The 22,949-nt window shown below is 61.2% G+C and carries 19 protein-coding genes; 15 read left to right on the top strand and 4 right to left on the bottom strand.

Going from position 1 to position 22,949, the window contains the following annotated elements:
- Nucleotides 1-148: 148 nt before the first annotated feature.
- The 13 genes from nifE (at nt 149) to infA (ending at nt 8,865) form a co-directional block, all read left to right on the top strand.
- Entirely contained in the window at nt 149-1,615 is a 1,467-nt protein-coding gene (gene nifE, locus ACXWUF_RS04095) for a nitrogenase iron-molybdenum cofactor biosynthesis protein NifE (RefSeq protein WP_458493387.1), read from the top strand.
- 313 nt (nt 1,616-1,928) lie between these two features.
- Nucleotides 1,929-2,240: a transcriptional regulator gene (locus tag ACXWUF_RS04090; RefSeq protein ID WP_458493386.1), complete on the top strand. Its 312-nt coding sequence runs from the start codon at nt 1,929-1,931 to the stop codon at nt 2,238-2,240.
- Entirely contained in the window at nt 2,233-2,529 is a 297-nt protein-coding gene (locus tag ACXWUF_RS04085; protein WP_458493385.1) for a BrnA antitoxin family protein, read from the top strand. Before ACXWUF_RS04090 ends, ACXWUF_RS04085 begins: the two co-directional genes overlap by 8 nt.
- A gap of 165 nt (nt 2,530-2,694) precedes the next feature.
- Nucleotides 2,695-4,125 carry a nitrogenase iron-molybdenum cofactor biosynthesis protein NifN gene (nifN, locus tag ACXWUF_RS04080; protein ID WP_458493384.1) on the top strand — a complete coding sequence of 477 codons (1,431 nt, stop codon included), beginning with the start codon at nt 2,695-2,697 and terminating at the stop codon, nt 4,123-4,125.
- On the top strand, nt 4,094-4,579 hold the full coding sequence (gene nifX / locus ACXWUF_RS04075; RefSeq protein WP_458493383.1) for a nitrogen fixation protein NifX: 486 nt from the start codon (nt 4,094-4,096) through the stop codon (nt 4,577-4,579). Before nifN ends, nifX begins: the two co-directional genes overlap by 32 nt.
- 217 nt (nt 4,580-4,796) lie before the next feature.
- Nucleotides 4,797-5,270 carry a NifX-associated nitrogen fixation protein gene (locus tag ACXWUF_RS04070; protein WP_458493382.1) on the top strand — a complete coding sequence of 158 codons (474 nt, stop codon included), beginning with the start codon at nt 4,797-4,799 and terminating at the stop codon, nt 5,268-5,270.
- Between the two features lie 106 nt (nt 5,271-5,376).
- Nucleotides 5,377-5,595 carry a CCE_0567 family metalloprotein gene (locus tag ACXWUF_RS04065; protein WP_458493381.1) on the top strand — a complete coding sequence of 73 codons (219 nt, stop codon included), beginning with the start codon at nt 5,377-5,379 and terminating at the stop codon, nt 5,593-5,595.
- Between the two features lie 109 nt (nt 5,596-5,704).
- Complete coding sequence (fdxB, locus tag ACXWUF_RS04060) at nt 5,705-6,016, top strand: ferredoxin III, nif-specific (protein ID WP_458493380.1); 312 nt, start codon at nt 5,705-5,707, stop codon at nt 6,014-6,016.
- 15 nt (nt 6,017-6,031) lie between these two features.
- Nucleotides 6,032-6,358 carry a (2Fe-2S) ferredoxin domain-containing protein gene (locus tag ACXWUF_RS04055; RefSeq protein WP_458493379.1) on the top strand — a complete coding sequence of 109 codons (327 nt, stop codon included), beginning with the start codon at nt 6,032-6,034 and terminating at the stop codon, nt 6,356-6,358.
- A gap of 1 nt (nt 6,359) precedes the next feature.
- Complete coding sequence (locus tag ACXWUF_RS04050; RefSeq protein ID WP_458493378.1) at nt 6,360-6,857, top strand: hypothetical protein; 498 nt, start codon at nt 6,360-6,362, stop codon at nt 6,855-6,857.
- 117 nt (nt 6,858-6,974) lie between these two features.
- Entirely contained in the window at nt 6,975-7,334 is a 360-nt protein-coding gene (locus ACXWUF_RS04045) for a hypothetical protein (RefSeq protein WP_458493377.1), read from the top strand.
- Between the two features lie 138 nt (nt 7,335-7,472).
- A complete protein-coding gene (locus ACXWUF_RS04040; RefSeq protein ID WP_458493376.1) occupies nt 7,473-8,471 on the top strand; it encodes a Rossmann-like domain-containing protein in 999 nt (332 codons plus the stop codon).
- 175 nt (nt 8,472-8,646) lie between these two features.
- Nucleotides 8,647-8,865: a translation initiation factor IF-1 gene (gene infA / locus ACXWUF_RS04035; RefSeq protein ID WP_458493375.1), complete on the top strand. Its 219-nt coding sequence runs from the start codon at nt 8,647-8,649 to the stop codon at nt 8,863-8,865.
- Between the two features lie 11 nt (nt 8,866-8,876).
- On the opposite strand, the gene clpA is transcribed toward infA, so the two are convergent.
- The 4 genes from clpA to ACXWUF_RS04015 form a co-directional block, all read right to left on the bottom strand.
- Nucleotides 8,877-11,144, bottom strand: coding sequence for an ATP-dependent Clp protease ATP-binding subunit ClpA (gene clpA / locus ACXWUF_RS04030; protein ID WP_458493374.1), 2,268 nt, complete (start codon nt 11,142-11,144; stop codon nt 8,877-8,879).
- A 17-nt stretch (nt 11,145-11,161) separates the two neighbouring features.
- Entirely contained in the window at nt 11,162-11,482 is a 321-nt protein-coding gene (gene clpS / locus ACXWUF_RS04025; RefSeq protein ID WP_458493373.1) for an ATP-dependent Clp protease adapter ClpS, read from the bottom strand.
- A 152-nt stretch (nt 11,483-11,634) separates the two neighbouring features.
- A complete protein-coding gene (locus ACXWUF_RS04020) occupies nt 11,635-17,880 on the bottom strand; it encodes a DEAD/DEAH box helicase (protein WP_458493372.1) in 6,246 nt (2,081 codons plus the stop codon).
- Complete coding sequence (locus ACXWUF_RS04015; RefSeq protein WP_458493371.1) at nt 17,877-21,290, bottom strand: STY4851/ECs_5259 family protein; 3,414 nt, start codon at nt 21,288-21,290, stop codon at nt 17,877-17,879. Before ACXWUF_RS04015 ends, ACXWUF_RS04020 begins: the two co-directional genes overlap by 4 nt.
- 305 nt (nt 21,291-21,595) lie before the next feature.
- Between ACXWUF_RS04015 and ACXWUF_RS04010 the strand changes: the two genes are divergently transcribed.
- Nucleotides 21,596-22,066 (top strand): NUDIX hydrolase, encoded by a 471-nt coding sequence (locus tag ACXWUF_RS04010; protein WP_458493370.1) that lies wholly within the window; start codon nt 21,596-21,598, stop codon nt 22,064-22,066.
- Between the two features lie 3 nt (nt 22,067-22,069).
- Nucleotides 22,070-22,949: tRNA 2-thiouridine(34) synthase MnmA (mnmA, locus tag ACXWUF_RS04005; RefSeq protein WP_458493369.1), on the top strand; the 880-nt coding region annotated here is incomplete at its 3' end.

The following is a 22,949-nucleotide window of genomic DNA, read 5'->3' as shown; positions in this document are numbered from 1 at the left end:
CAAAACCGCGTCGGTTTAACACCACCGCGCCCGGCCAATGTGATCTTTACGACACCCGCTTATTCCTCAATCCCTCGCTGAATCAATCGCCTACCGCTGGCACCGCACTTGCTTGATCCCGTCAAACGGAATCCAACGGGTGTACACCATGAAATCCAGCAAAGACATCGCCGAGATACTCAACGAGCCGGCCTGCGAGCATAACAAGAAGTCCAAGTCCGGCTGTGCCAAGCCCAAGCCCGGCGCGTCGGCGGGCGGTTGCGCCTTCGACGGCGCTCAGATCGCCCTGCTGCCCATCGTCGATGTCGCCCACATCGTCCATGGTCCCATCGCCTGCGCCGGAAGCTCCTGGGACAACCGGGGCACCCGCTCCTCCGGCCCGAAGTTGTACCGCATCGGCATGACCACCGACCTGACCGAGCAGGACATCATCATGGGCCGCTCGGAAAAACGCCTGTTCCACTCCATCAAGCAGGCCATCGACACCTATAACCCCCCGGCGGTGTTCGTCTATAACACCTGTGTCCCGGCCCTCATCGGCGACGACATCGAGGCCATCTGCAAGGCCGCGACCGAGCGTTACGGCACGCCCGTGGTGCCGGTGGATTCGGCGGGTTTCTATGGCACCAAGAACATGGGCAACCGCATCGCCGGGGACGCCATGGTGAAGTACGTGGTCGGCAGCCGCGAGCCGGACCCCATCCCCGACAGCGTGCAACGGCCCGGCATCAAGGTTCACGATGTCAATCTGGTCGGCGAGTACAACATCGCCGGGGAGCTTTGGCACGTCATGCCGCTGCTGGACGAGCTGGGTTTGCGCGTGCTTTGCACACTGTCCGGCGACGCCCGCTTCCGCGAGGTGCAGACCATGCACCGGGCCGAGGTGAACATGATGGTCTGTTCCAAAGCCATGCTGAACGTGGCCCGTAAGCTGGAAACCCAGTTCGGCACGCCGTGGTTCGAGGGCAGTTTCTACGGCATCACCGACACCAGCCAAGCCCTGCGGGATTTCGCCCGCATCATCAACGACCCGGACCTGACCGCCCGCACCGAGGCCGTCATCGCCCGCGAGGAGAGCCGCATCCAGGCCGCGCTGGCGCCGTGGAAAGAACGGCTGACCGGCAAGCGGGTGTTGCTCAACACCGGCGGCGTGAAAAGCTGGTCGGTGGTGTCGGCCTTGCAGGATTTGGGCATGGTGGTGGTGGCGACCGGCACCAAGAAATCCACCGAAGAGGACAAGGCCCGCATCCGCGACTTGATGGGCGAGGAAGCCCTGATGCTGGACGATGTGAGTCCGAAGAAGCTGTTGCAAGTGGTCAAGGACTATCGTTGCGACATCCTCATCGCGGGCGGGCGTAACCTTTACACCGCGTTGAAGGCGCGGCTGGCGTTCCTCGACATCAATCAGGAGCGGGAATTCGGCTATGCCGGTTATCAGGGAATGTTGGAACTGGTCCGGCAACTGGCCTTAACCATTGAGAGTCCGGTGTTTCCGGCGGTGCGGAAGCCTGCCCCGTGGCGGACGGGGGTTGTTTCTGCTCCGGCGGTGGCGAAAAGCGAGGTGGGACAGGGGAGGGCGGAACCTGTGTCGGTTGGCGTGGCGGCGTATGCCTAAAGCCTGACTGAGTAGATCACCCCGGCAACCCGAGAGGGTTGCTGTGCAATATGAAAGCCGTTCGCGCCGAGAGGAATTGAGGCGCGGGCGGCTTTTGTTTTGGGGGGCTGAGAGCAGGTGGTTTCCCTGCTGGTTCCCAAGCTCCGCTTGGGAACCTTCCTCTTGGAAGCTCTGCTTCCTGACTTACCCACATCCACCCAGTTGGCCTCGGCAAGAAAAGCTTGCAAGACCCGTGTTCCCAAGCAGAGTTTAGGAACGAGCGGGCGGAAAACGGTGGCTTGCCGGTTAAATTATTTGGGGGCACAATAAAGCCATGCTTACTGTAATTGAAACCCCTATATTCCAGTGCATGGCGGCGGAGATTTGGAGCGACTCGGAGCGTGAAGCGTTCGTGTCGTTCATCAGTGCTGAGCCGATGGCGGGCGACGTGATTCCCGGTTCGGGAGGCTTGCGTAAGGTGCGTTGGTCGCGTCCCGGGATGGGCAAGCGCGGCGGAGCGCGGGTGATTTATTTCACCCGCCTTGCCAATGGTGGGGTGGTGTTGATCGCCGTCTACGTGAAAGCCAAGCTCGAAAATATACCGCTGGAAGTTCTGAAAGCCTGGAAGGAGGCCTACGATGACTGAAAAACTGAAATTGCCTGACCCGGAAATGGAAGCGTTCGCTAACGATGTGCTGGAATCCATCCGCCAAGCCAAGCGCGGCGAATATGCCCGCGTCCACACCCCGGAAGAAATTCAAGCCCGGCGGCGCGGGCGTCCGGTCGGCAGTGTCCAGGCCGTTACCAAGCAGCCGGTCAAATTGCGGCTTGATGCCGATGTGTTGGAGGCCCTCCGTGCTACCGGCGATGGCTGGCAGACCCGGATTAACGATACCTTGCGGACCTCGTTGAAACTGGCGGGCTTGCTGCGGTGATCCGCCGCTCCCACCTCCCATTCCCACATGGCCTATGATGCCGGGCGACAAATTGTCATGAACCCGACAAGCCACACACCCCCAACCCATTGATTTAAAAGCCTATCGTCCTTGGCACGCGGACTGCTACGGTTCAAACAAAACACAGCAGCCCCGAGTACACCCATGGCCGAAATCCAGAAACGCAAGAAAGCCCTGTCGGTGAACCCGCTCAAGGCCAGCCAGCCGGTCGGCGGGTCGCTGGCGACGCTGGGCTTCGACAAGGCCATCCCGATGCTGCATGGCTCGCAAGGCTGCACGGCATTCGCCAAGGTCTACTTCGTCCGGCACTTCCGCGAACCCATCCCGCTGCAATCCAGCGCCATGGACCAGGCCAGTTCGGTCATGGGCGCCGACGAAAATGTGATTGAAGGCGTCAAGACCATCGCCGAGAAGTCCAAGCCCGAACTCATCACCGTGCTGACCACAGGACTCTCGGAAACCCAGGGCACCGACGTGAAGCGCTGCGTCCGCGAGTTCCGCAATCTCTACCCGCAATACGCCCACGTCGCGGTCATCGCCGTCAACACCCCGGACTTCACCGGCTGCCTGGAAACGGGCTACGCCGCCACGATCACCGAAATCATCGACGGGCTGGTGCCCGATTCCGCCGAAGTCGGCATTCAACCCGGCACCCGCCGCCGTCAGGTCAACGTGCTGGCCGGGTCGTTCCTGACGCCGGGCGACTTGGAGCATGTGCGGGACATCATCGAATGGTTCGGCCTACGCCCGGTGTTCGTGCCCGACGTGTCCGACTCCCTGGACGGCCATTTGGTGGAGGAAGATTTCAGCCCCGTCACCGTGGGCGGCACGCCGGTTTCCGAACTCAAAACCTTGGGCGAAGGCATCGCCACCTTAGTTGTCGGCGCTTCGCTGAAAAAGGCGGCGGACATCCTGGAAAAGCGCACCGGCCTCCCCACCTACCGCTTCAATCATATCCACAGCCTGTCGGCCACCGATGAGCTGGTGAAGGCCCTGGCCGACATCAGCGGCAACCGCGTCCCGGATCGGCTGGAACGCCAACGCGCCCAGTTGCAGGACGCCATGGTGGACACCCATTTCATGCTGGGCTTCCTGCGGGTCGGCATCGCGGGCGACCCGGATTTGCTCAACGCCTTCGCCCACTTGGTCCACGAGATGGGCGGCTTCGTGGTCTCGGCGGTCGCGTCTGGCGACGGCCCGGCGCTGGCCCATGTGCCCACCGACATCATCAAAATCGGCGACCTGGAAGACCTGGAACTGAGCGCCAAGGAGCGCGACGCCGAACTCATCATCGGCAACTCCCACGCGGTGCAGAGCGCCGAGCGGCTGGGCGTGCCCATCCTGCGCTGCGGCTTCCCGCTGTACGACGTGGTGGGCGGCTACCAGAAAACCTTCGTGGGCTACGCGGGCGCCCGCCAGACCTTATTCGATCTATCTAACTTGGCCCTGTCGAACGTCCATAAGCACGAAGTGCCCATGTACCGCTCGATCTACGGCCAAAAGCCCCCCGAGGAGCTTCGGGATTTTCCGTTGGAGGCACACCATGGCGCTTATCCGACGCCTGCGCATCATTGACCAAAACGAGGCAAGGCCACCGATGGACACGAGCTTGAAAATCGCGTTCGCCACCGATGACATGAAGACGGTGAACCAACACTTCGGTTCCGCCCGCAACTTCGCCATCTACGCCGTCAACCAGAACCAGCAAGAACTGCTGGAAGTGGCCGAGTTCGGCAAGCTGGAACAGGACGGCAACGAAGACAAGCTGGCCGCCAAGATCGGTCTACTGGACGGCTGCGCGGCGGTGTATTGCGAGGCCATCGGCGCCTCCGCCATCCGCCAGATCGTCGCCGCCGGCATCCAGCCGGTGAAGGTTTACCGGGGCAGCCTGGTCGCCGATTTGATCGAGGATTTCCAGAACGAACTGCGCTCCGGCCCGTCGGCCTGGGTCGCCAAAGCCCTCGCCCGGCAGGGTGCGGTGGACCCAAGCAAGTTCGACCAACTTGAGGCGGAGGGATGGGAGGAATAATTCCCCATCGTTCCCACGAGATAGAAACCCTCTCCCTCAGGGAGAGGGTAGGGTGAGGGGGTCAGAAAAAGGATTTCTTCCTTAATTGCGGCGATGTCGCCCGGCTACGACGAGACAAACTGCGGAAGAAATCCTGTTTTGAAATCCCCTCACCCCAACCCTCTCCCAGAGGGAGAGGGAGGTTAAAGCCAAATTAAACAAACCAGGAGACCAACCCATGCAAGCCGCCGCTCTAGCCATACCCGAAACCGACCCCGATCTGGACCACGATTTCCCCAAGGAAATGCTCAAGCAGCTTAAAGCTGTCGATACCTACGGCAGTTACGACGGCTGGTCCGATGCCAAGATTCTCGATCCGCTGGTTTTAACCAAAGAGCGCAAGCGGGAAATCCCCATCATCGGCGACCCGGACGAAACCACCATGGCCCGCGTCAAGGCGTACTACAACGGCATCGCCAGCCTGATCGAGAAACGCTCCGGGCTGATGGCGGTGCCGGTCATCAACCTGACCCACGAGGGCTTCGGGCGGGCGTTCATCATCGTCGGCAAGCTCATCGTCGCGGATAAAACCCTGCGCGATATTCACCGCTTTGGCTTTCCCTCCCTCGGCAAGATGAACGAGGAGGCCGACAAGGTGATCGCCAAGGCTCTGGAATTGATGGGCGAGTACGCCGAAGTCGCCAATCTTTAAAGGCAGAAACACCCCCAATTGGTCGTATCGGGCTGAAGCCCGACCTACACAGAAGAATGTAGGTCGGGCTTCAGCCCGACAAGCAACCCTCGACGAGGCACCAGCCATGACCCCCGAAGAACTACAGCAAATCGAAAAAGAAGTCGCCAAGGCCAAGCGCATCGCCAGCGAGTGGGCGTCCAAGATGCACGATCTAGTCGAAGACCGCCTGCCCGCCGGTTACGAGGAAATCCCCGAACTGGCCCAGTCCACCTTCGACGCCTGCAAGAAATGGGCGGACGCCAACGCCAAGCTGAAAGCCGCCAAAAAGGCGCTGGCCGCTTGAATAATTGAATTGCCGCACGCTTGCTGCGCCCTCTCGCCTTTGGGAGAGGGGTGGGGTGAGGGTGTCCAAATAATTTTTACCTAAGGCACTAATTCGGAGAACTAACTCCATGAGCGAATTAATCACTGGACTCACCGCAGGCGGAACGTCTTGGACCCCCGCGTTCGTCACGAACATCAATCAGGCCCGCTGCATCGGCTGTGGCCGCTGCTTCAAGGTTTGCCCCCGCGATGTCTTCGATTTGGTGGACCGCGCCGACACCCTGGACGCGGACGACGTCGACGATTACGAGGATTTGGACGAGGACAACGCCCAGGTCATGAGCATTGCCAATGGCCTAGACTGTATTGGGTGTGCCGCCTGTTCGCGGGTCTGCCCGAAGAACTGCTTCACGCACGAACCCCTACCCCAAGCCGCCTGATTCGAGAGTTCCGTCATGCCGAAACCCAGTAAACACGTCTTCGTCTGCGTCCAACGCCGCGACCCCGGCCACCCGCGTGGCTCCTGCTCCCAGCATGGCTGCGACGAGGTGATGAACACCTTCCTCGCGGAAGTCCAGAAGCGCAACCTGTTCAACCAAATCGCCATCACCAACACCGGCTGCCTCGGCCCCTGTGGTTTTGGCACCAGCGTGCTGGTCTATCCCGACGGCGTGATGTACGGCAAAGTCACCAAGGACGACGTGGCCGCCATCATCGACGAGCATTTGCTCGGCGACGTGCCGGTCGAGCGGCTGAAAGTGCCAGCGTTCGTCTGGGGCTGATATGAGCGTCGTGTCCGTCTTCGACGAGACCGTCTCCTTCGGCCCCGCCGTCGCCCCGGAAACCAACCGGCGGCTACAAATGGCGGTGCAGGCCCGAACCCGCGATTCGAAAGAGGCGGAACGGCTGCTACTGGAAGCGCAAGCGGAGGACCCCACTTGCCTGCCGGTTTATTTCGCGACCTACAAGTTCTACGCGAACGCCAAGAAGTTCGAGGACGCCCAACGCGCCGCCCGTCTGGCCTTGGCCGAAGCGGCCCGGCAGGGCGGGTTTTCCGCCGACTGGACGGCGCTGAGTGACGAGCCTTTGTATGCGAGTGAAGCCGGGTTGTTCTACCTGTTTTCCCTCAAGGCGCTGAGCTTCATCACGCTGCGGCGGGGCCATCAAGACGAGGCGTCGGCGCTGTTATCCCATCTGCAAAGGCTGGACCCGGAGGACCGTTCCGGCGGTTCGGTGATCCGGGCGCTGGCGGACTCGTTAGGGCTTGAGATTGACCCGTAACTCGTAGGATGGGTAGAGCGAAGTAAAACCCATCTTTCACGCCAAAAATTGCGATGGGTTTCGCTGAAGCTCTACCCATCCTACGCAACTACCTTTCAAATTGGTTCGGATATGACCATGGCCGAAACTCACCACGCACGCGGCGCCGCCATCTGCGAGCGCCTCCAAGGGGAAATCGCCAAGTTGGATTTCCCACCGGATCAAATCCCCCGCCCGCCCGTGTACGACGAGGCCCGCTTCGAAACCCAGAACGATCCGTTCAGCGGCGCGGAGACTCTGTGCGGCACTTGGACGCTGCCGAACGGGCAGAAGGCCGGGGAGATCAAGCTTCACGCCGACGGCAGCTTTTACGCCGAATACGATGTCGTACTACCGCACCCCACGGATGCCCGCTGGTTCGTGGAAAGCGTGGTGGCCTGGGGCCGCGACGATGTCATCAAATCGGAAGTGAAATTGCTGTCGGCGCTGGGTGAATAACAGGATTTACGCAAGCTTCCGTTCGTGCTGAGGTATCGAAGCATGAACGGAAGCTGCCATGGCGTTCAAAGCTGGCTTTGAAAGAATGTCCAAACAGCCTCCAAAGCCAGCTTTGGACTCCACCCACGGTTTGACGCGATGGCTAATCCTTACGAAATCTACGACCTGCTGCTGGACTATGCGGCGGATACGACGCCGGTACGGGAAGTGCTGATCGGCCTGGTGTGGACCGGCTGCTTCACCGAATCCACCGCCGGTCTGGCGATGAGTCCCGGCATTCCCACCCGGACCCTGCCCTGGGCTGGCACCTTGCGTGGCAAGTCCGTCGCCGAGTTGGCGGCCTGGGTGCGGGATTTCGAGCCGTACCGGGCCACGGTCGGCATGGCGGCGGTGAATGCGGGGATTAACCGCCTGCGCCTTCCTGCCCCCGGCATTACGCTGGAGCCTATCCAGATACCCTCACCCCAACCCTCTCCCACAGGCGAGAGGGGGCCATTGAGTGGCAACAACCTCGCCGTCTTTGAGCATTTCCTGCCCGAAATCAAGAACCGCCGCGTGGTGGTGATTGGCCGTTATCCCGGTCTGGATCGCTTCGTGGCCGAACACGGACTCAATTTGACCGTGCTGGAGCGCCAGCCGTCCGAGGCCGACCTGCCCGACACCGCCGCCGAATATCTGCTGCCGGACGCGGAATGGGTGTTCATCACCGCCAGCTCCATCCCCAACAAAACCTTCCCGCGCCTCGCCGAACTGTCCCGCAACGCCACCACGGTGCTGATGGGACCGACCACGCCTTGGCTGCCGGAACTGAGCCATTTCGGCATCGACTATCTGGCGGGGGTGGAAATCGCCGACCCAGATGTTCTGCGCCAGACGGTGGGGGAGGGCGGCGGCGTCCGCATCTTCGACGCGGGGGTGCGCTATCGCATCGCCCCATTGAGTCTTGCAGCGGCGCAGGAATGGACCCGCCAGCACATCGCCCGCACCGTGCAGGAAAAGGAAATGCTGAAGCAGGGGATGGCCGATTGGTACGAGTCCGGCAAACGTGGACGTTTCCCCGATTACCACCGGCTGGAAATGGTGAATGTCCGTTTGTCGCGCTTGGATACTTGTTTCAAGCGGCTGTGGGACGAGTAGCTTGTAGGTCGGGCTTAAGCCCGAACTACAAGCTAGCGCGGTGGGTGGATTTTGCGAGAGGCTGCCCGTGATGGCCGGAACCATACGGACTTATGGCGGGCGAACCGTACCGGGCCGATGTGGTATCATCATTGCTTTGCCGGTACGGCTCAACCTACTGATTCGCGAGAGGTCTATGTCGAAAGAAGATCACATCGAAATGGAGGGCAAAGTGGTCGAAACTCTGCCCAACACCACGTTCCGTGTCCAACTGGATAACGGACACATCGTCACCGCTCATATTTCCGGCAAGATGCGTAAGCATTACATCCGCATCCTGACCGGCGACCGGGTTAAGGTGGAGATGACGCCCTATGATCTTTCCAAAGGGCGCATCACCTTCCGCCAACGCTAAAGCCTTGCCTTTCAGGCCGGCTCGGATGCTTCGCTCAGGCTTTCGATCACGAACGAAAGCTCACTCTTCTCCACCCCGATCCTGACGATCCCACCCTCGGACAATTTGCCGAACAGGATTTCCTCGGCCAGGGGCTTCTTGATGCTTTCCTGGATGACCCGGCTCATGGGCCGTGCGCCCATTTTCGGGTCGAAGCCGTGTTCGGCCAGCCATTCCCGCGCCTCGGGTTCCAGCACGATGGACACCCGCTTCTCGGCGAGTTGGGTCTCTAGCTCGAATAGGAACTTATCGACCACTTGGCCGATGGTTTCTATCGTGAGCGGCTTGAACTGAATCACGGCGTCCAAGCGGTTCCTGAATTCCGGCGAGAAGCTCCGCTCGATGACCTTCATGCTGTCGGTGGTGTGGTCCTGCGGCGTGAAGCCAATGGACGGACGCCCACCCTCCGCCGCGCCCGCGTTGGTGGTCATAATCAGGACGATATTGCGGAAGTCCGCCTTGCGCCCGTTGTTGTCGGTCAGCGTGCCGTGGTCCATGACCTGTAGCAGCAGATTAAACACATCCGGGTGGGCCTTCTCGATTTCATCCAGTAGCAGCACCGCGTGGGGGTGCTTGGTGACTTCTTCGGTCAACAAGCCGCCCTGGTCGAAGCCGACATAGCCGGGCGGCGCGCCAATCAAGCGGGACACCGTGTGCCGCTCCATGTACTCGGACATGTCGAAGCGGATCAATTCCACGCCCAACACGCGGGCGAGTTGCTTGGTCACCTCGGTCTTGCCAACGCCGGTCGGCCCCGCGAACAGGAAGCAGCCGATGGGTTTCTGCATTTCCCTGAGGCCCGCCCGCGCCAGCTTGATCGCCGCGCCCAAGGCCATGATGGGTTCGTCCTGGCCGAACACCAGCATCTTGAGGTTCTTCTCCAAGTCCCGCAGCTTGTCCTTATCGTTGGTGGACACGGTCTTCGGCGGGATGCGGGCGATTTTGGACACGATGTCCTCGATTTCGAGGGTGCCAATCAGCTTCTTGCGCCGCGACGCCGGTTGCAGCCGCTGGCAAGCGCCCGCCTCGTCGATCACGTCGATGGCCTTGTCGGGCAAGTGCCGGTCGGTGATGTAGCGGTCGGACAACTCGGCGGCGGTGCGCAACGCGGCCAGGGAATACTTCACGTCGTGGTGCTTCTCGAAGCGCGACTTGAGTCCCTTCAAAATCAGGTAGGTCTCGTCCACCGAAGGTTCCAGCACGTCGATTTTCTGGAAGCGCCGGGCAAGGGCGCGGTCCTTCTCGAAAATGCCCCGGTATTCCTGATAGGTGGTGGAGCCGATGCAGCGCAGTTCGCCGGAAGCCAGCACGGGCTTGATGAGGTTCGACGCATCCATCACCCCGCCGGAGGCCGAGCCGGCCCCGATGATGGTGTGGATTTCGTCCACGAACATGATGGAGTTGGGTTCCTTCTTGAGTTGCGCCAAGAGGGATTTGAGACGCTTCTCGAAGTCACCGCGATACTTGGTGCCCGCCACCAGCGAGCCAAGATCGAGTGAATAAATCGTGCTGTCGGCCAGGATTTCCGGCACCTCGCCATCCACGATTTTTTTGGCAAGCCCCTCGGCGATGGCGGTCTTGCCCACACCCGCCTCGCCCACCAAGAGGGGATTGTTCTTGCGGCGGCGACACAGGACTTGAATCGTCCGCTCCACCTCGTCCTTGCGGCCAATCAGCGGGTCGATCTTGCCTTTGCGGGCCAGTTCATTGAGGTTGGCGGCGAATTTCTCCAGCGGGTTATTGCCCGCCTGTTCGCCGTCCTCGCCCTCGCCGCCGCCGGACTTGGCGGCGGGTTCGGCCTCCTCGCGGACCTTGGAGATGCCGTGGGAAATGTAATTGACGATATCCAACCGGGTCACGTCCTGTTTATTAAGCAGGTAGACGGCCTGGGAATCCTGTTCGCTGAAAATGGCGACCAGAATATTAGCGCCCGTCACCTCTCGTTTACCGGAGGATTGGACGTGGAAGGCGGCGCGTTGCAAGACCCGCTGGAAACCCAAAGTCGGCTGGGTTTCCCGCTTCACGCCCGGTGGAATCAGCGGCGTGGTGTCTTCGATGAAGTCCACCAAGTCCTTGCGCAATTGATCCAGGTTGGCCGCGCAGGCCCGTAGCACTTCCGCCGCCACGTTGTTGTCGAGCATCGCCATCAGGAGATGTTCGACGGTGATGAATTCGTGCCGTTTTTCGTAGGCAGCCCGGAAAGCCAGATTCAGTGAATGTTCAAGCTCTTTGCTTAGCATATATGCGAGACCCGCGTTTAGGCTTCCTCCATCGCGCACAGCAGGGGATGCTGGTGCTGGCGGGAGTAGTCGTTCACCAAGCGGACTTTGGTTTCCGCCACGTCTTTGGAGAATACGCCACACACGCCGATGCCCCGCGTATGGACATGGAGCATGACCTGGGTGGCTTTTTCTTCGCTCATGCCGAAGAAATTTTTCAGGACTTCCACCACGAAATCCATCGGGGTGAAGTCGTCATTCAGCAATATCACCTTATAAAGCGGGGGCCGCTTTAGTTTTGGCTTTGCTTCCTGGACCGCAACATCGTCGTTGAGCCTGTGATCAGGATGGTGGGCCATTTCTTATTCCCTACGCCTACAAATCTTGAGACCGGACCTACTATAGCATCGCTAAAGTTTGTTGTCTTAGGGCGCTAAGCCTTGCTGTTGGATGGGGTGCGGGGGATTTTGTTGCATATCGGCGCCGTCGATCCTAGATCATTGGTAGCTGGTTACGGCGTGGGCAGGACATACCAATAGGTAGGATGCCGAGGGTCACCCGCTTCGATTTGGGGTGAAGCATTTATTAGCTCCGTTGCTTGTGCGTTGTGGCTTTGGTCGAACGGAAACCCCTCGCGGACCTGGGTCCGCCAATACCCCAAACCTTGGTCCAACCTTATTCCCCAAACGGCACCGTCCGCCCAGCGCATTGTTAGCTCGCGGGGGTGGGGCAAATCGGCATTCACTGATTCCAATAAAATAAATTGCGCCAAGCCGCCGAACAAAGCGTTGAAGGCGGCCCGGCGGGACGCGCTGTCGCGCCAGTCCTGGTGCAAGCCGCGTGGATCAACCAAGTCATAACGCCCCAGTTGGCTAGTCGTGATGTGCAACGTGGTGTTCGCCGCCAGCCCGCCCGGATAATCGGCCAGCGCTTTTATCCATTCGTGAAGCAAGATCAAGACCAGCGGCGAACGCAGATAACGGTCAGAGTAGCCTACTTCAACCAGCGGGTGGTTCTCGGCCAACTGAGCTTTCAGGGCCGGAGCTTTCGCCAACACTATCCGCCAAGCATTAGGCCCAAAGGTGTGGCGAGGTCCATTGAGTTCCTGGCCGATGTGCAGTTCCGCCAGCGTAGTGGTCACTGGGCGTAGCGCCTCAACGGGCAAGCGTATCCAATCCGCCGGGATCGAGGTTAAGGGACGCGGGTCGCGGGCACGGACAAATTGTGCACCTCCATTTCCGCTGCCCCAATCCGGGGAGGGTGCCAAAGCGTCGGCCTGTGTCCCAGCCCAAAGCGTGCTTTGGTCTGGCTTGGAGAGAGCCAAGGCCAGCGGCAACCCGCCGCTCGTCGGCGGCTTATCCGCCACCCACACCTCCGCGCCCAATACGGTCACAAGCGCCGCCAGTTCGCCGCGCTGAGCATCGTCCAAAGCTGCCAGGCTTGTTCGGGACAGAATGAATAGCACCGCCGCGCCCATGGCCTGGATGGACGGCAGGTCTTCGCGCAACCGCCAGGCCAGGGGTTCCCAGTGCCGGGCGTCGCCGCCGAGGTAGACCCGGATTTCGCGGGCGGGGTGGCGTTGCGATTCCCGGCGTAGCGCCAGTCCCAATGACTCCATTTCCAGGGTGGTCGCCGGGCCGAACGCCTTTAACTCGGCGGGCAGTTCCAGTGCGTCGAGGAATGTCTGGTCCAGCAAGGCCAAAGCCGCTTTTCTATCCAGATCGTCGATGTGGTGCTGGGTATCATAGGTCAGCAGGCAGGCTTGGCAGGCGGTGTCGCAATCGCGGGGGCATTCCAACGCCCGCTTGGCCGATTCGAACAGCGCCTTCAGGGAGTCCATCGCTTGGGTCGAGTAGCCCGCGCCGTCGCTGGCGGTGTCGTACAGATAAATCGACGGGGTGCTGAAGCCGGACGCATCCAAGCTGGATTGCACCGCACAACCGATTTCCCGTTCTTCCACGCCCAGTTGCCGAGCTAGGGCGCGGCGTAGAGCCACGGCCAGCGAATAAGCGGCGCGGCGTTTTTCCTTGCCGTCGTCCTGCCCGGAAAGGCTTTGTAATTGCAGTTCAAACACATCGGTATGGGCTTCCTGCCCCAAGCGCAGACTGGGCTTGATTGCCCCAGCCTCGTGGTTGCCGGGACATTCCTGCTCCTGGTCATTATTGCGTCCGCCGCGCAGGCGTTTATGACCGCTCAGTGTGTCGGGTGGCGTATCGTCGGGGTTCATGGAATCGGCGAACCCGCACCGCAAGCACAGCGCGTAGCCTTTCCCGTGCAGTCCATCGGTGCGATGAAATAACGTGCCGCGTGAGCTGATCCGGCAACGGCCCAGGGCGGCGGAGATCAAAGCCAGCCACGCCGCGCCCGCCAGGGAAATGAGTGGGTCACGCACCGGGATATATTGCGGGGTGGCGATGTTGTTGTGGGGTTCGTGACGGATGTTGACGGCGAAACCGGCGGGTTGCAGGTATTCGTAGCGGGTCAATTTTGCCGCGTTGCTTTCGCCGCAGTGTGGGCAGGATTCCAGGCGGGTGGGCAAAGTGCCACAGCCGCCGCAGTTCTGGCAGCGCCACACCCAGCGCAGGGACTGGATTTTCGGTCCAGCTTCCATGTCCTGTGGAATCTGCCAATTAAGCGTCACGCCGCCGCTGCGGTAGACCCGCCCATCCAGCACGGTGTCGGTACCGGGGGCGTAGTCGCGGATCGCCAACGCCAAATCGCGGGAGGGCGAGCCAGATCGGCGGGTGCGGTTGTCTTCCCGTTCCTCCCGGTCGTTCTTCTGTTTCCGGCTGAAGTCTTCCATGGTCGTCGTGAGCAGCGACACCACGCCGGTGGGAAAGCCATAGCCCGGCAGGAACCCACGGTTCGCCAATTCGCCCAGCAGGTATTCCTTGCGAATCCGTTCCAGTTGCAAGTTGATAGCTTTTTCCGGTCGGCTATTTTTGTCGCGGGTTTCGACCTCTTTAAGGTTGTCCAGCAAGGCTTCGACTTCCCTCTGCCAATCACTACGGGCCTGCTCGATCATCGCGGCGGCGGACGCCAGCACTTGCCGGACGGGGCGACCCTCCAGGCAGGTGCGTTTTTGCAGAGCCTCGATACCCCGCTGTGCGCGTTCATTCTCCTCCGCACCCTTAAGCCAATCCTGAAATGTTGCCCAAGGTGCGCTTTGGGTATCGTTCGCCGCTTCGAAGAACCAGCCCGCCCGCAAGTGTGGAATGTCGTCCGGGGCTTGCGCCAGGAACGCCGCCAAGCTCAAGGCGTTGATATGGCGCTGTACGATACGCTGACTTTGCAGCGATACCTTGGGCATCGCCAAGGGCGTGGTGAAGGGCCAGAGGGGATTGCGGAACACCGCCTCGCCGTGTGGGTTACTTTTACACAGGGTGAAACTGACGGCGGCGGTTTCGCCGCGCCGCCCGGCGCGGCCCGCCCGTTGCAGGAAATTGGCTGGATGGGGTGGCGCATTGTTCATCGCCACGCCAGTTAGGCCACCGATATCGACGCCCATTTCCATGGTGGTCGAGCAACTCAGTAGATTGATTTCGCCCGCTTTGAATTGCTTCTCGCGCTCGGAAAGCCGAGACCCCGGAATTTGGGCGGAGTGTTCCACCGAGCGCAAATATGGGCTGAATCCCACGATGCGGTCGTTCAAGTCGGTCCATACACCCAACCGGCGCAGCCGCACGATGTCGGGCTGGTGTTCCAGCCAAGCTTCACGCTCGCCGGGTTCTTCGCCATTCCAGAAGGGTTTCGCCAACGTCGGCAAAGCGAATTTTTCGCAGCGGGCCAAGGCAATATCGGGCGATTCCGGCAGATAAGGCGTAAGGCCGCGAAAGGTGACTGGCAGCAGGCGGCGGGTGACTGGGCAGAGCCACGCCTCGCGGACTTCCACGATGTCGGCCCGTAATCCCAAGTCGAGGCGGTAGGCACCTTCGGTGGCGCTCAGCAACGATTGCACCGCCCGCCATAGAGCGATGAGTATTTCCTCGATGTCGGCCCGGTGGCGGTCGTTGTTCAGGTCGAGTTGGAAAGCGTGGGCCAGCAGCCGCACCAAGCGGGCGCGGCGGCTAACGGCGGTGCGGGTAGTCGGCCAGGTGAGTTGTTTGCCGCGCTTTTCTTGGCCGGGAGGAATAACGACCGTGGGTCTTCCTGGATAACCGATCCAGCGCATCATGTCGCGGGGAATGGCGACGGATGTTCTGCCCCGGATTACGAAATCCAGCGCGACCCGTAATAAATCCCGCCATTCCTCAAGGCTCACCCCGCGTTGCGCCAAAATCGGCGGGACTTGGGAAAGGTCGTTCAAGGCCGGGTAATCCAGCCGCAACAGACCCAAGCCCTCCATGGAGAATTGGCGTTTCGGGCGGAATAGGAATTCCCGCCACAGACAAAGCTCGGCCAGCGAGCGTTCATTCACACCAAAGGTTTGCTCCTGGAATGGCGGAAGAAGCAGCTTGGCAAAGCCATCTGTGGCTAGCAGGAGATTGATAGCTGCGCCCCAACTCAATCGCCCTAGCGGGATCGTTGACTGTTCCGCCAATTGGCTGCGCTTTTCTTCTAAGGTCTTGCCGAGCAAGTCTTGCAGGGAAGGGTTGGCGGCGATGGCTTGTTCAAATTTCGCCACATCCTGACGTAGCTCGTTGAGGCGTTCACTGTCGGCGGGCCGTGCCCGATCCGCCACCGTGTGGTAAAGCAAGCTACGGACATAATTGCGTTCCGCCTCTTGTTGCAGCTTGGCGGCGATGCGGGCGGTGCCTTGGCGGCTGTCGGTAAAGCTGATGAGCCGCTTCCCCTCCCAGGGCAATAGCCGGTCGGTTTTGTCGAACGGCTTCATGTGTCGCAGCAAGGTGGGGATGGCGGTTTGCAGCAGGAACGGTGCCCCCAAACGAATCGACGAAAACAGCGGGCGGTTCCGTTGGGTCTCCCGCGTCAGGCAGCATGGGCACTGGGTGGTGTCCGTATGGAGAAAAACAGTGATGCCCTCCGTCCCGTTCCAACTCTTTAGCTGGTGATCGGGCAGCAAGGCCATTTTCGTGGGATGGTCGGCGTTGCCCGCCATCAATAGGTGGGGCGATCCCCGCTGGGGATCATCGGATGGCTCGGCCTCGATGTCCTCACCCTCGGCGCCGTCGCTGTCTTCCGTCTCCAAGTCCTGCTGGAATTCGTCCTCGTCCTGGCGGTGCAGCCGGGGTTTAAGTGTGTCGATGCCTTGCTCGGTGATTTCCGTGGCGGACAAATACTCAGCCCCGCATTCGCTGCACTGCACCAGTTCAAACACCGGGCTGCCACAAACGTCGCAGTGTTGCCGCCGTTCCAAGAACACCTTTCCGAATGCCCAGCGTGGATCGTCCAGCCGCGTGTCCCGCCGCCCATCACACGCCCCGTTAGCACAGGCCCATAACCCATCTTGGGCGCGTTGGAAGAAATGCCCGCGCAAGGGCAGGAATGGCTCCTTTTTGTCCTTGCCTTTGTCCAGCCAAGCCTGGGCGCAGAGGTCGAGCAAGGCCAAGGTTTCCCGGCGGGCGTCTTCGGTATCTTGGTCGAAGGCTTCCCGCGCCAACTCAGATAGGCAGGCGGCCCGCTCAACCAAGCAGGCGCGGAGTTGGCGGAGGCGTGGGTCGGCGGCGAGGGTTTGGTAGCGGGCTTCCGGGGTGAGGCCGCTCAAGGTGGCGAGTCCGGAATGGGGTTTGTTCAAGCGGCTCAGGGATCTGGATAGGTCCGGCACTTCCCGGCCACCCATCACCACCGTGACCCGGCTGTCATCCACCCCGGCGATGTCGGCGAGGAACCGGCGCAGGTCGGCCTCGGTTTTGGCTGGGTCGCCGTCGCTGGCAATCGTCGCGGAGGTGGCGACGAAATGCACCTGTTCGGCCCGGCAACCGAAGGCGTGCAGCACCCGGCGCAGCAACAGCGTGAGTTCCGCCGCCTGGGAGCCGATGTAGTTGTGGGCCTCGTCGATGACGATCCAACGGAGGCGCCCTTGCGATTGGCTGAGGATGGGCCGGTCGTCAGTACGCACCAGCAGGTATTCCAGCATGGTGGCGTTGGTGACGAGGATGGGCGGCGGGCTGGCGCGTAATTCATCGCGGCCCAGCACCTCGCAGTTCCATTCCCGTTTGTGCCGTGGCGGGGAATGTTGCGGTGTTTCTCCGTTGTAAAGGCAGTAGCGGAGCTGGCCGCCGAATGGTTCGGTCCACGCGGTCAGGCGGTCGCGCTGGCTTTTGATGAGGGCGTTTAGGGGATAAAGAAAAAGCGCATTCACGCCCACCAGCGGGCCGGGGCGTTGCTCGGCCTCGCGGGCTAGATCGTTCAGGATGGGAATCAAGAAGCACTCGGTCTTCCCGGAACCGGTGCCGCTGCTCACCAGCACCGAACGCGGCGGGGTTTGTTCGATCAGCGCCCGCCAGGCTTCCAACTGATGACGGTATGGGTGTTGTCCGCCCTCCCACGGATCGACTAGAGATTCATCCTTGCGGTTTCGCGCCGGATTCACCAAGGCATCCACCAAGGCCGGATGCAGCAACGTCCCGGACAATTGGCCGAGCGTCTGGGGCGCGGGCTTCCAGCCGAACATCGCCTCGAACACCGGATCGGCCAGGAACGAATGCTGGGTGCCGGGAGCGCTTTCGAACAGGCCACGCAAATGCTCGCGCAAAGGGTCGCTGCGGAATCCCAACAGACCCAAGGCAGCGCGGCTGGCGCTCCGGTTCAATTGGGTGGCGAGGGCGGCATAAAAAGGTTGGGCGGCGGCGTTCATGATGGATTTCCGGGGTAGGTAAAAGCGGATTGGGCGAGACCCAGGCACAAGGCGATGGCGAAGACCTGATCGAACCAGTCGCGGTCGAAATCGCGCAATTGCCGCAGTTCGAACAGCAGGTCTTCGGGACAGGCTTTGTCGCTCAGGTTGAAATGGGCGGCGACAAAGGGGGCGCAGCGCACGGCACGGAATGCAAAGTGAAGATTCAGATAGCGCCTGCTTTTTGGAAAGTCCGGCAGTTCAGCCATTTCCAGAACTATTGGCCCTTGTGTCCATGCTTCGCCTTTCCCGTCCCGCTGCAGGTTTTGTTCATAGGTGCCAATGATCTGATTCAGCTTTTCCGGCTCCCTTTTGGCAAGGGATAGTTCGCTCATCCGATTGATGGGTTGGTTGGGAAATACGGCTTCTTGCATCCAATCACACAACGGGCTGAACAACGCTTGCCGCCCCACGGCCCGCTTCCGGAACCCCTCAAAGAGTCCAAAGCGCATCGCATCATCGGTATCAAAGCCAACCAAAGCGTCGCGGAGGTGAGCGAAATGCCGCCGGGCCGCTGTCCGCCAGCTTCGCGCCGGTAGCAGATGCCAGGAAAACGGCAGTTGATGAGCCAAGGACCACACGGTGTCGAACTGCTCCTCCGAACTGCGGAGCAAGGCCAGGGCCATGGCTTCGGGATGGCGGGCCAAAGCGGGCAAGAGGTCCAGGGCGCTGGTGGGATAGGTCCGGGCCAGCTTGCAATACTCGAACACCCCGGCCCAATCGGGATGCGCCGGATTCTGGGCCAGCGCCTCGGCCAGTTCGCGCATCCGGTCGGGGCGGGTTTCGTCGGGGGAGCAAACGGCCTGGATCAACGACGACACGGTAAATCCATCCGGGGTGTCCGTGGCGACCTCGGCGGCACCATGAACCATCCATAGCATGGGCCGGAACCGCGCCCAGTCCCCATCGCAGCCCAGCAGCCACCAAGGCCCCGGCGGCAGGGTCTCGGGAACCTGCCAAGCCACCACCGATTCTTCTTCATCGCGGCACAGGATCGTCGGTTCGGCACCGGGATTCCAAAGGGGGATCATTTTCACCGTGACGCGGCTTTGCCAATCCATTTCCAGACGGCCAACGGCCGTTTTGGATAGCGCTACGCGGCAGTTGTCCCGGTCCGGCTGAAACTCCACATCGAAGCGGGCCACTTTCAGTTTGGCGGCCACCCTCGTCCGGTCGCGGATTTCCACGCCAGCGCTGGCGTCCAGTTTGCGGGTCATCGCCAGTAGGGAATCCAGCCGCTCCTCCCAGCGGTGTAGCTCGAATTGCACGCGCCCGTTGCCGCTGGGCTTCAATGTCTCCCGCAGCCACAGCTTGCGGTGGAGTTGGCTGTCGCCATCCGCCTTGACGGTGGCCTCCAACCAAAAGCCATTGCCACCGCCGGGGCTTTGCGCCACGGCCTGCACCGCCCCCAGCCTGCCCAATGCCACAGGACCGTCACCCAAGACTTTGCCCCCGCGCGCAAATGCCGCACCCCGGCAAGGAAACGGCAATAGCAACGTGAGTTTCTGCCCTGTCGGCCAGCGCAGTTCAAGCGGAAATTGGGTGATGGGCAGCCCAGAATTGGCCGAACAATGGATTTGCCAGGCGTTATCGACGGATTCCACATCGATCCGGCATCCGGCCTGAGGCAATACGGCGAGCATCGCCCCGCGCAATCCCGCCAAGTGCATTACGCCTGGTTTGGCTGGGTCGCCTATTTGAAGTATTTCCACCGAAGCGCCACAGGGCAACACTTCGGCTTGACGCCGCATCCTGAGAGATTGGGTTTCGGGGTCAAAGGCGCGAATCCACACCTCACCGGCACAGGCCGTTAAATCCCGGCTCCACGCCGCGTTGGGCGCGGACAGAGAACGCCATTCCAACGGGCCGGATCGAGCCGGCGTGCCAGGGCCATTCGGCGTGAGCGTCTTCAGCTTGGGCATCCCCAGGAACACCGGCGCTGGGTTTAAGGCCAGGGCAAGGCTATTGCCGCTCAATAGCCATTCTTCCTGACTATCCGATTCCGCCGCGCATTGAATCAGGCACGACTCGCCCGTGGGCAAACCGAAGCGAACCCGGCCACGCACCCGATAAAGCGTCCGCTCCCATCGCGTCGCGCCTCCCTTGACGTCGCAAGCGCCTTCCAATTCGGTGAACGAACACCCGGCGGGCGCCAGCACCCAAGCCTGGGGTGCCTTGGTTCGTGCCGAGCCTTCCGCCAGCCATTCCTGGTCCGAATCGCGCTCGACGAATACCCACGGCAAATCGCCAAGCTCGAACCCGCCACCAATGGGCAACTCCGTTTCCAGGTCGCCATCGCTGAGCCATAGACTGGGGATTCTCGCGGCGTCCAGCCCGGTGCGGCGGATGCCCTGCTGGCGCAGCACCTCCACGCGATACCGCGCCGCCTCGCTCTCGCCCTGAGTGCGTGTCAAGCGGGCGACGGCTTCCATGCCTGTTGCGCCCCGCAGCAACAAGCGCAAGCGGGGCGGATGCTGGTCCCGGTGGGTCCAGGCCCGCAAACTGGCTCCGGTGATGAAGGCGGGCAATTCCAGCCGACTCTCCAACGTCCAATCCTCGCCCTCGGCAATCAGCCACCGCCGCCAGCCCAAGCGCTGCTGGGCCACTAGCGCCAGCGTCTTGGCCTGACGCATCAAGCCGCCCAGCAACGCCTTGACCGCCTCGTCCTCTAGGGAGACCGGCAGAGCGTTGCGCCATTTTTGATCCTGAGTGTCCAGGGCGGCGATGGGATCAACCGCGTCAGCGACCTTGGCCTGCAAGTCCACGACCGACTGAATCAAGTCGCCGCTGAGCCGGTAAACAATGTCTTGATGCAAGGATTTGGGCAGGCGGAGCAGGGCGGTTTGTCGGGCCAGCGCGGCCAGCTCGAAGTGGGGTGAGTGGCGTTGCTGGTGGTGTTCGGCCAGCAGTTCGCGGAGGTATTGGTTGAGGCTGGAATTTTCCTGTTGCAGCAAGCTCAACGGCAGCAGGCCGCCTTCGCAGATGATGGTGAGCAAGAACTTCCGGTCGCCGTGCTGGCCTCTCAACAGCGGACGCCCCCAATACCGCAAGCCGCTATCCACCCAATCCCAGACGCGGGTGAGGGTGTGCGGCGCGGTTTGGCCGACGGCTTCAAAAACCGTGTCCCATCTCCATACTCCACCCGCATGGTGACGCCGCCATGTTTCGGCGGCAAATAAACAAAATAATTTCTGAAAGCTTGGGGTCTGACAGTACCCTGGTTTTGAGGCTGGGCCGATGGCTTCCCCGATCAAGACGCGCAGTTCTTCATAATTTCTATCGCTGCACTTGTAGGCATACAGCGGTCTCTCGTCGGGTTCCGTAATACGGCGACATATAAGAAATCTAGCGAGCCAATTGGATTGCGACATTCCGACCTTCCCCAGCGGTGGTGAACATGATGGCCTATTTGGAGAGACAGGCACCGGACGAGAGGAACAGTTCGCAGTGTATTGTAATCAAGGCCACCTGTAACTGCCGTCAGAATATTCATCAACTGCCCCAGCGAAGCGTAAGTGGTGGCTGTTTGAACCGCTCGCCAAGTCCAACCCAAGCGAATTGCGTAAAATCAGCATCGACAGACGTTCCGCGCGGAACCGTACCGCGACCCCTTGACTTGCGCCCGAATAAAAGGGGATAAACCCGCCTCCCGCACCCATCCCAATCCACCGCCACCATGCATCCAACCGAAATCCAATCCCCCCGCCCCCGCGTCACCGTCGCCGCCATCGTCGAACGCGACGGGCGCTTCCTGTTCGTCGAGGAGCGGGACGCCGAGGGCACCCTGGTCATCAACCAGCCCGCCGGACATTTGGAAGGCGGCGAGTCCGTCACCGAAGCCGTAATCCGCGAAGCCTTCGAGGAAGCCGGCTGGCACATCCGGCCCGACTATCTGGTCGGCGGCTATCTCTGGCAGCATCCCAACCAGACCATCGCCTATCTGCGCCTCGCCATCGCCGGGACGCCCGAACGCCACGAGCCGGACGCGCCCTTGGATGACGGCATCGAACGCCCCGTCTGGCTCAGCCCGGACGAACTGGCCGAGCGCCGCGCCATGCACCGCAGCCCCTTGGTGATGCGCTGCGTCGAGGATTACCTCGCGGGCGAGCGCTATCCCTTGTCCGCCTTCAAATTCCAGTCGGCCTGACCCATGGCGCAGAAAGTCATCGTCGGCATGTCCGGCGGCGTGGATTCCTCCGTGACCGCGCTGGTGCTGCTGGAACAGGGCTACGAAGTCACCGGCCTCTTCATGAAGAACTGGGAGGAGGACGACGGCACCGAATATTGCACCGCGAAAGAAGATTTGGCCGACGCGCAGGGCGTGTGCGATAGGCTGGGCATCCCGCTCAAGACGGTCAATTTCGCCGCCGAATATTGGGACTACGTATTCGAGGTATTCCTGCGCGAATACTCCGCCGGGCGCACGCCCAACCCGGACATCCTCTGCAACAAAGAAATCAAGTTCAAAGCCTTCCTGGATTACGCCCAAGACCTGGGCGCCGACCTCATCGCCACCGGCCATTACGCTCGTGTCGATCAACATGACGGGCGGTTCAGGCTGCTGAAAGGTATGGATGGTAATAAGGACCAAAGCTATTTCATTTACACCCTCGGCCAGCCGCAGTTGTCCCGCACGCTGTTTCCCATCGGCGGGATGGAAAAGCCGGAGGTGCGGGCCATCGCCGTGAAGGCCGGTTTCGACAATGCCCGCAAGCGCGACAGCACCGGGATATGCTTCATCGGCGAGCGCCGGTTCAAGGAATTCCTGCAACGCTACTTGCCCGCCCAGCCCGGCGAAATCCAGACGCCCGAAGGTGAAATCGTCGGTCGCCACGAGGGTCTGATGTATTACACGCTCGGGCAGCGGCGCGGTTTCGGGGTGGGCGGCATCAAGGGGGCGGATCAGGAAGCGTGGTATGTGCTGCGCAAGGATTTGGAACGGAATGTTTTGATTGTCGGGCAGGGGCATGACCATCCGTGGTTGTACACAGACGCGCTGGAGGCGGGCACGCTGGACTGGTGCGACAATC

The organism is Methylomagnum sp. (assembly GCF_054333355.1).
The sequence above is the reverse complement of the archived record's forward strand: the minus strand, read 5'-3'. Positions and strand labels throughout refer to the sequence as shown.

What these genes read in the sequence shown, in the direction of transcription:
- ACXWUF_RS04070 (WP_458493382.1), top strand. Translation starts at nt 4,797, where the DNA reads ATGCAAGCCGCCGCTCTAGCCATACCCGAAACCGACCCCGATCTGGAC.
- ACXWUF_RS04085 (WP_458493385.1), top strand. Translation starts at nt 2,233, where the DNA reads ATGACTGAAAAACTGAAATTGCCTGACCCGGAAATGGAAGCGTTCGCT.
- ACXWUF_RS04040 (WP_458493376.1), top strand. Translation starts at nt 7,473, where the DNA reads ATGGCTAATCCTTACGAAATCTACGACCTGCTGCTGGACTATGCGGCG.
- ACXWUF_RS04010 (WP_458493370.1), top strand. Translation starts at nt 21,596, where the DNA reads ATGCATCCAACCGAAATCCAATCCCCCCGCCCCCGCGTCACCGTCGCC.
- ACXWUF_RS04020 (WP_458493372.1), bottom strand. Translation starts at nt 17,880, where the DNA reads ATGAACGCCGCCGCCCAACCTTTTTATGCCGCCCTCGCCACCCAATTG.
- fdxB (WP_458493380.1), top strand. Translation starts at nt 5,705, where the DNA reads ATGAGCGAATTAATCACTGGACTCACCGCAGGCGGAACGTCTTGGACC.
- nifE (WP_458493387.1), top strand. Translation starts at nt 149, where the DNA reads ATGAAATCCAGCAAAGACATCGCCGAGATACTCAACGAGCCGGCCTGC.
- ACXWUF_RS04045 (WP_458493377.1), top strand. Translation starts at nt 6,975, where the DNA reads ATGGCCGAAACTCACCACGCACGCGGCGCCGCCATCTGCGAGCGCCTC.
- nifN (WP_458493384.1), top strand. Translation starts at nt 2,695, where the DNA reads ATGGCCGAAATCCAGAAACGCAAGAAAGCCCTGTCGGTGAACCCGCTC.
- ACXWUF_RS04065 (WP_458493381.1), top strand. Translation starts at nt 5,377, where the DNA reads ATGACCCCCGAAGAACTACAGCAAATCGAAAAAGAAGTCGCCAAGGCC.
- ACXWUF_RS04015 (WP_458493371.1), bottom strand. Translation starts at nt 21,290, where the DNA reads ATGTCGCAATCCAATTGGCTCGCTAGATTTCTTATATGTCGCCGTATT.
- ACXWUF_RS04050 (WP_458493378.1), top strand. Translation starts at nt 6,360, where the DNA reads ATGAGCGTCGTGTCCGTCTTCGACGAGACCGTCTCCTTCGGCCCCGCC.
- ACXWUF_RS04055 (WP_458493379.1), top strand. Translation starts at nt 6,032, where the DNA reads ATGCCGAAACCCAGTAAACACGTCTTCGTCTGCGTCCAACGCCGCGAC.
- infA (WP_458493375.1), top strand. Translation starts at nt 8,647, where the DNA reads ATGTCGAAAGAAGATCACATCGAAATGGAGGGCAAAGTGGTCGAAACT.
- ACXWUF_RS04090 (WP_458493386.1), top strand. Translation starts at nt 1,929, where the DNA reads ATGCTTACTGTAATTGAAACCCCTATATTCCAGTGCATGGCGGCGGAG.
- nifX (WP_458493383.1), top strand. Translation starts at nt 4,094, where the DNA reads ATGGCGCTTATCCGACGCCTGCGCATCATTGACCAAAACGAGGCAAGG.
- clpS (WP_458493373.1), bottom strand. Translation starts at nt 11,482, where the DNA reads ATGGCCCACCATCCTGATCACAGGCTCAACGACGATGTTGCGGTCCAG.
- clpA (WP_458493374.1), bottom strand. Translation starts at nt 11,144, where the DNA reads ATGCTAAGCAAAGAGCTTGAACATTCACTGAATCTGGCTTTCCGGGCT.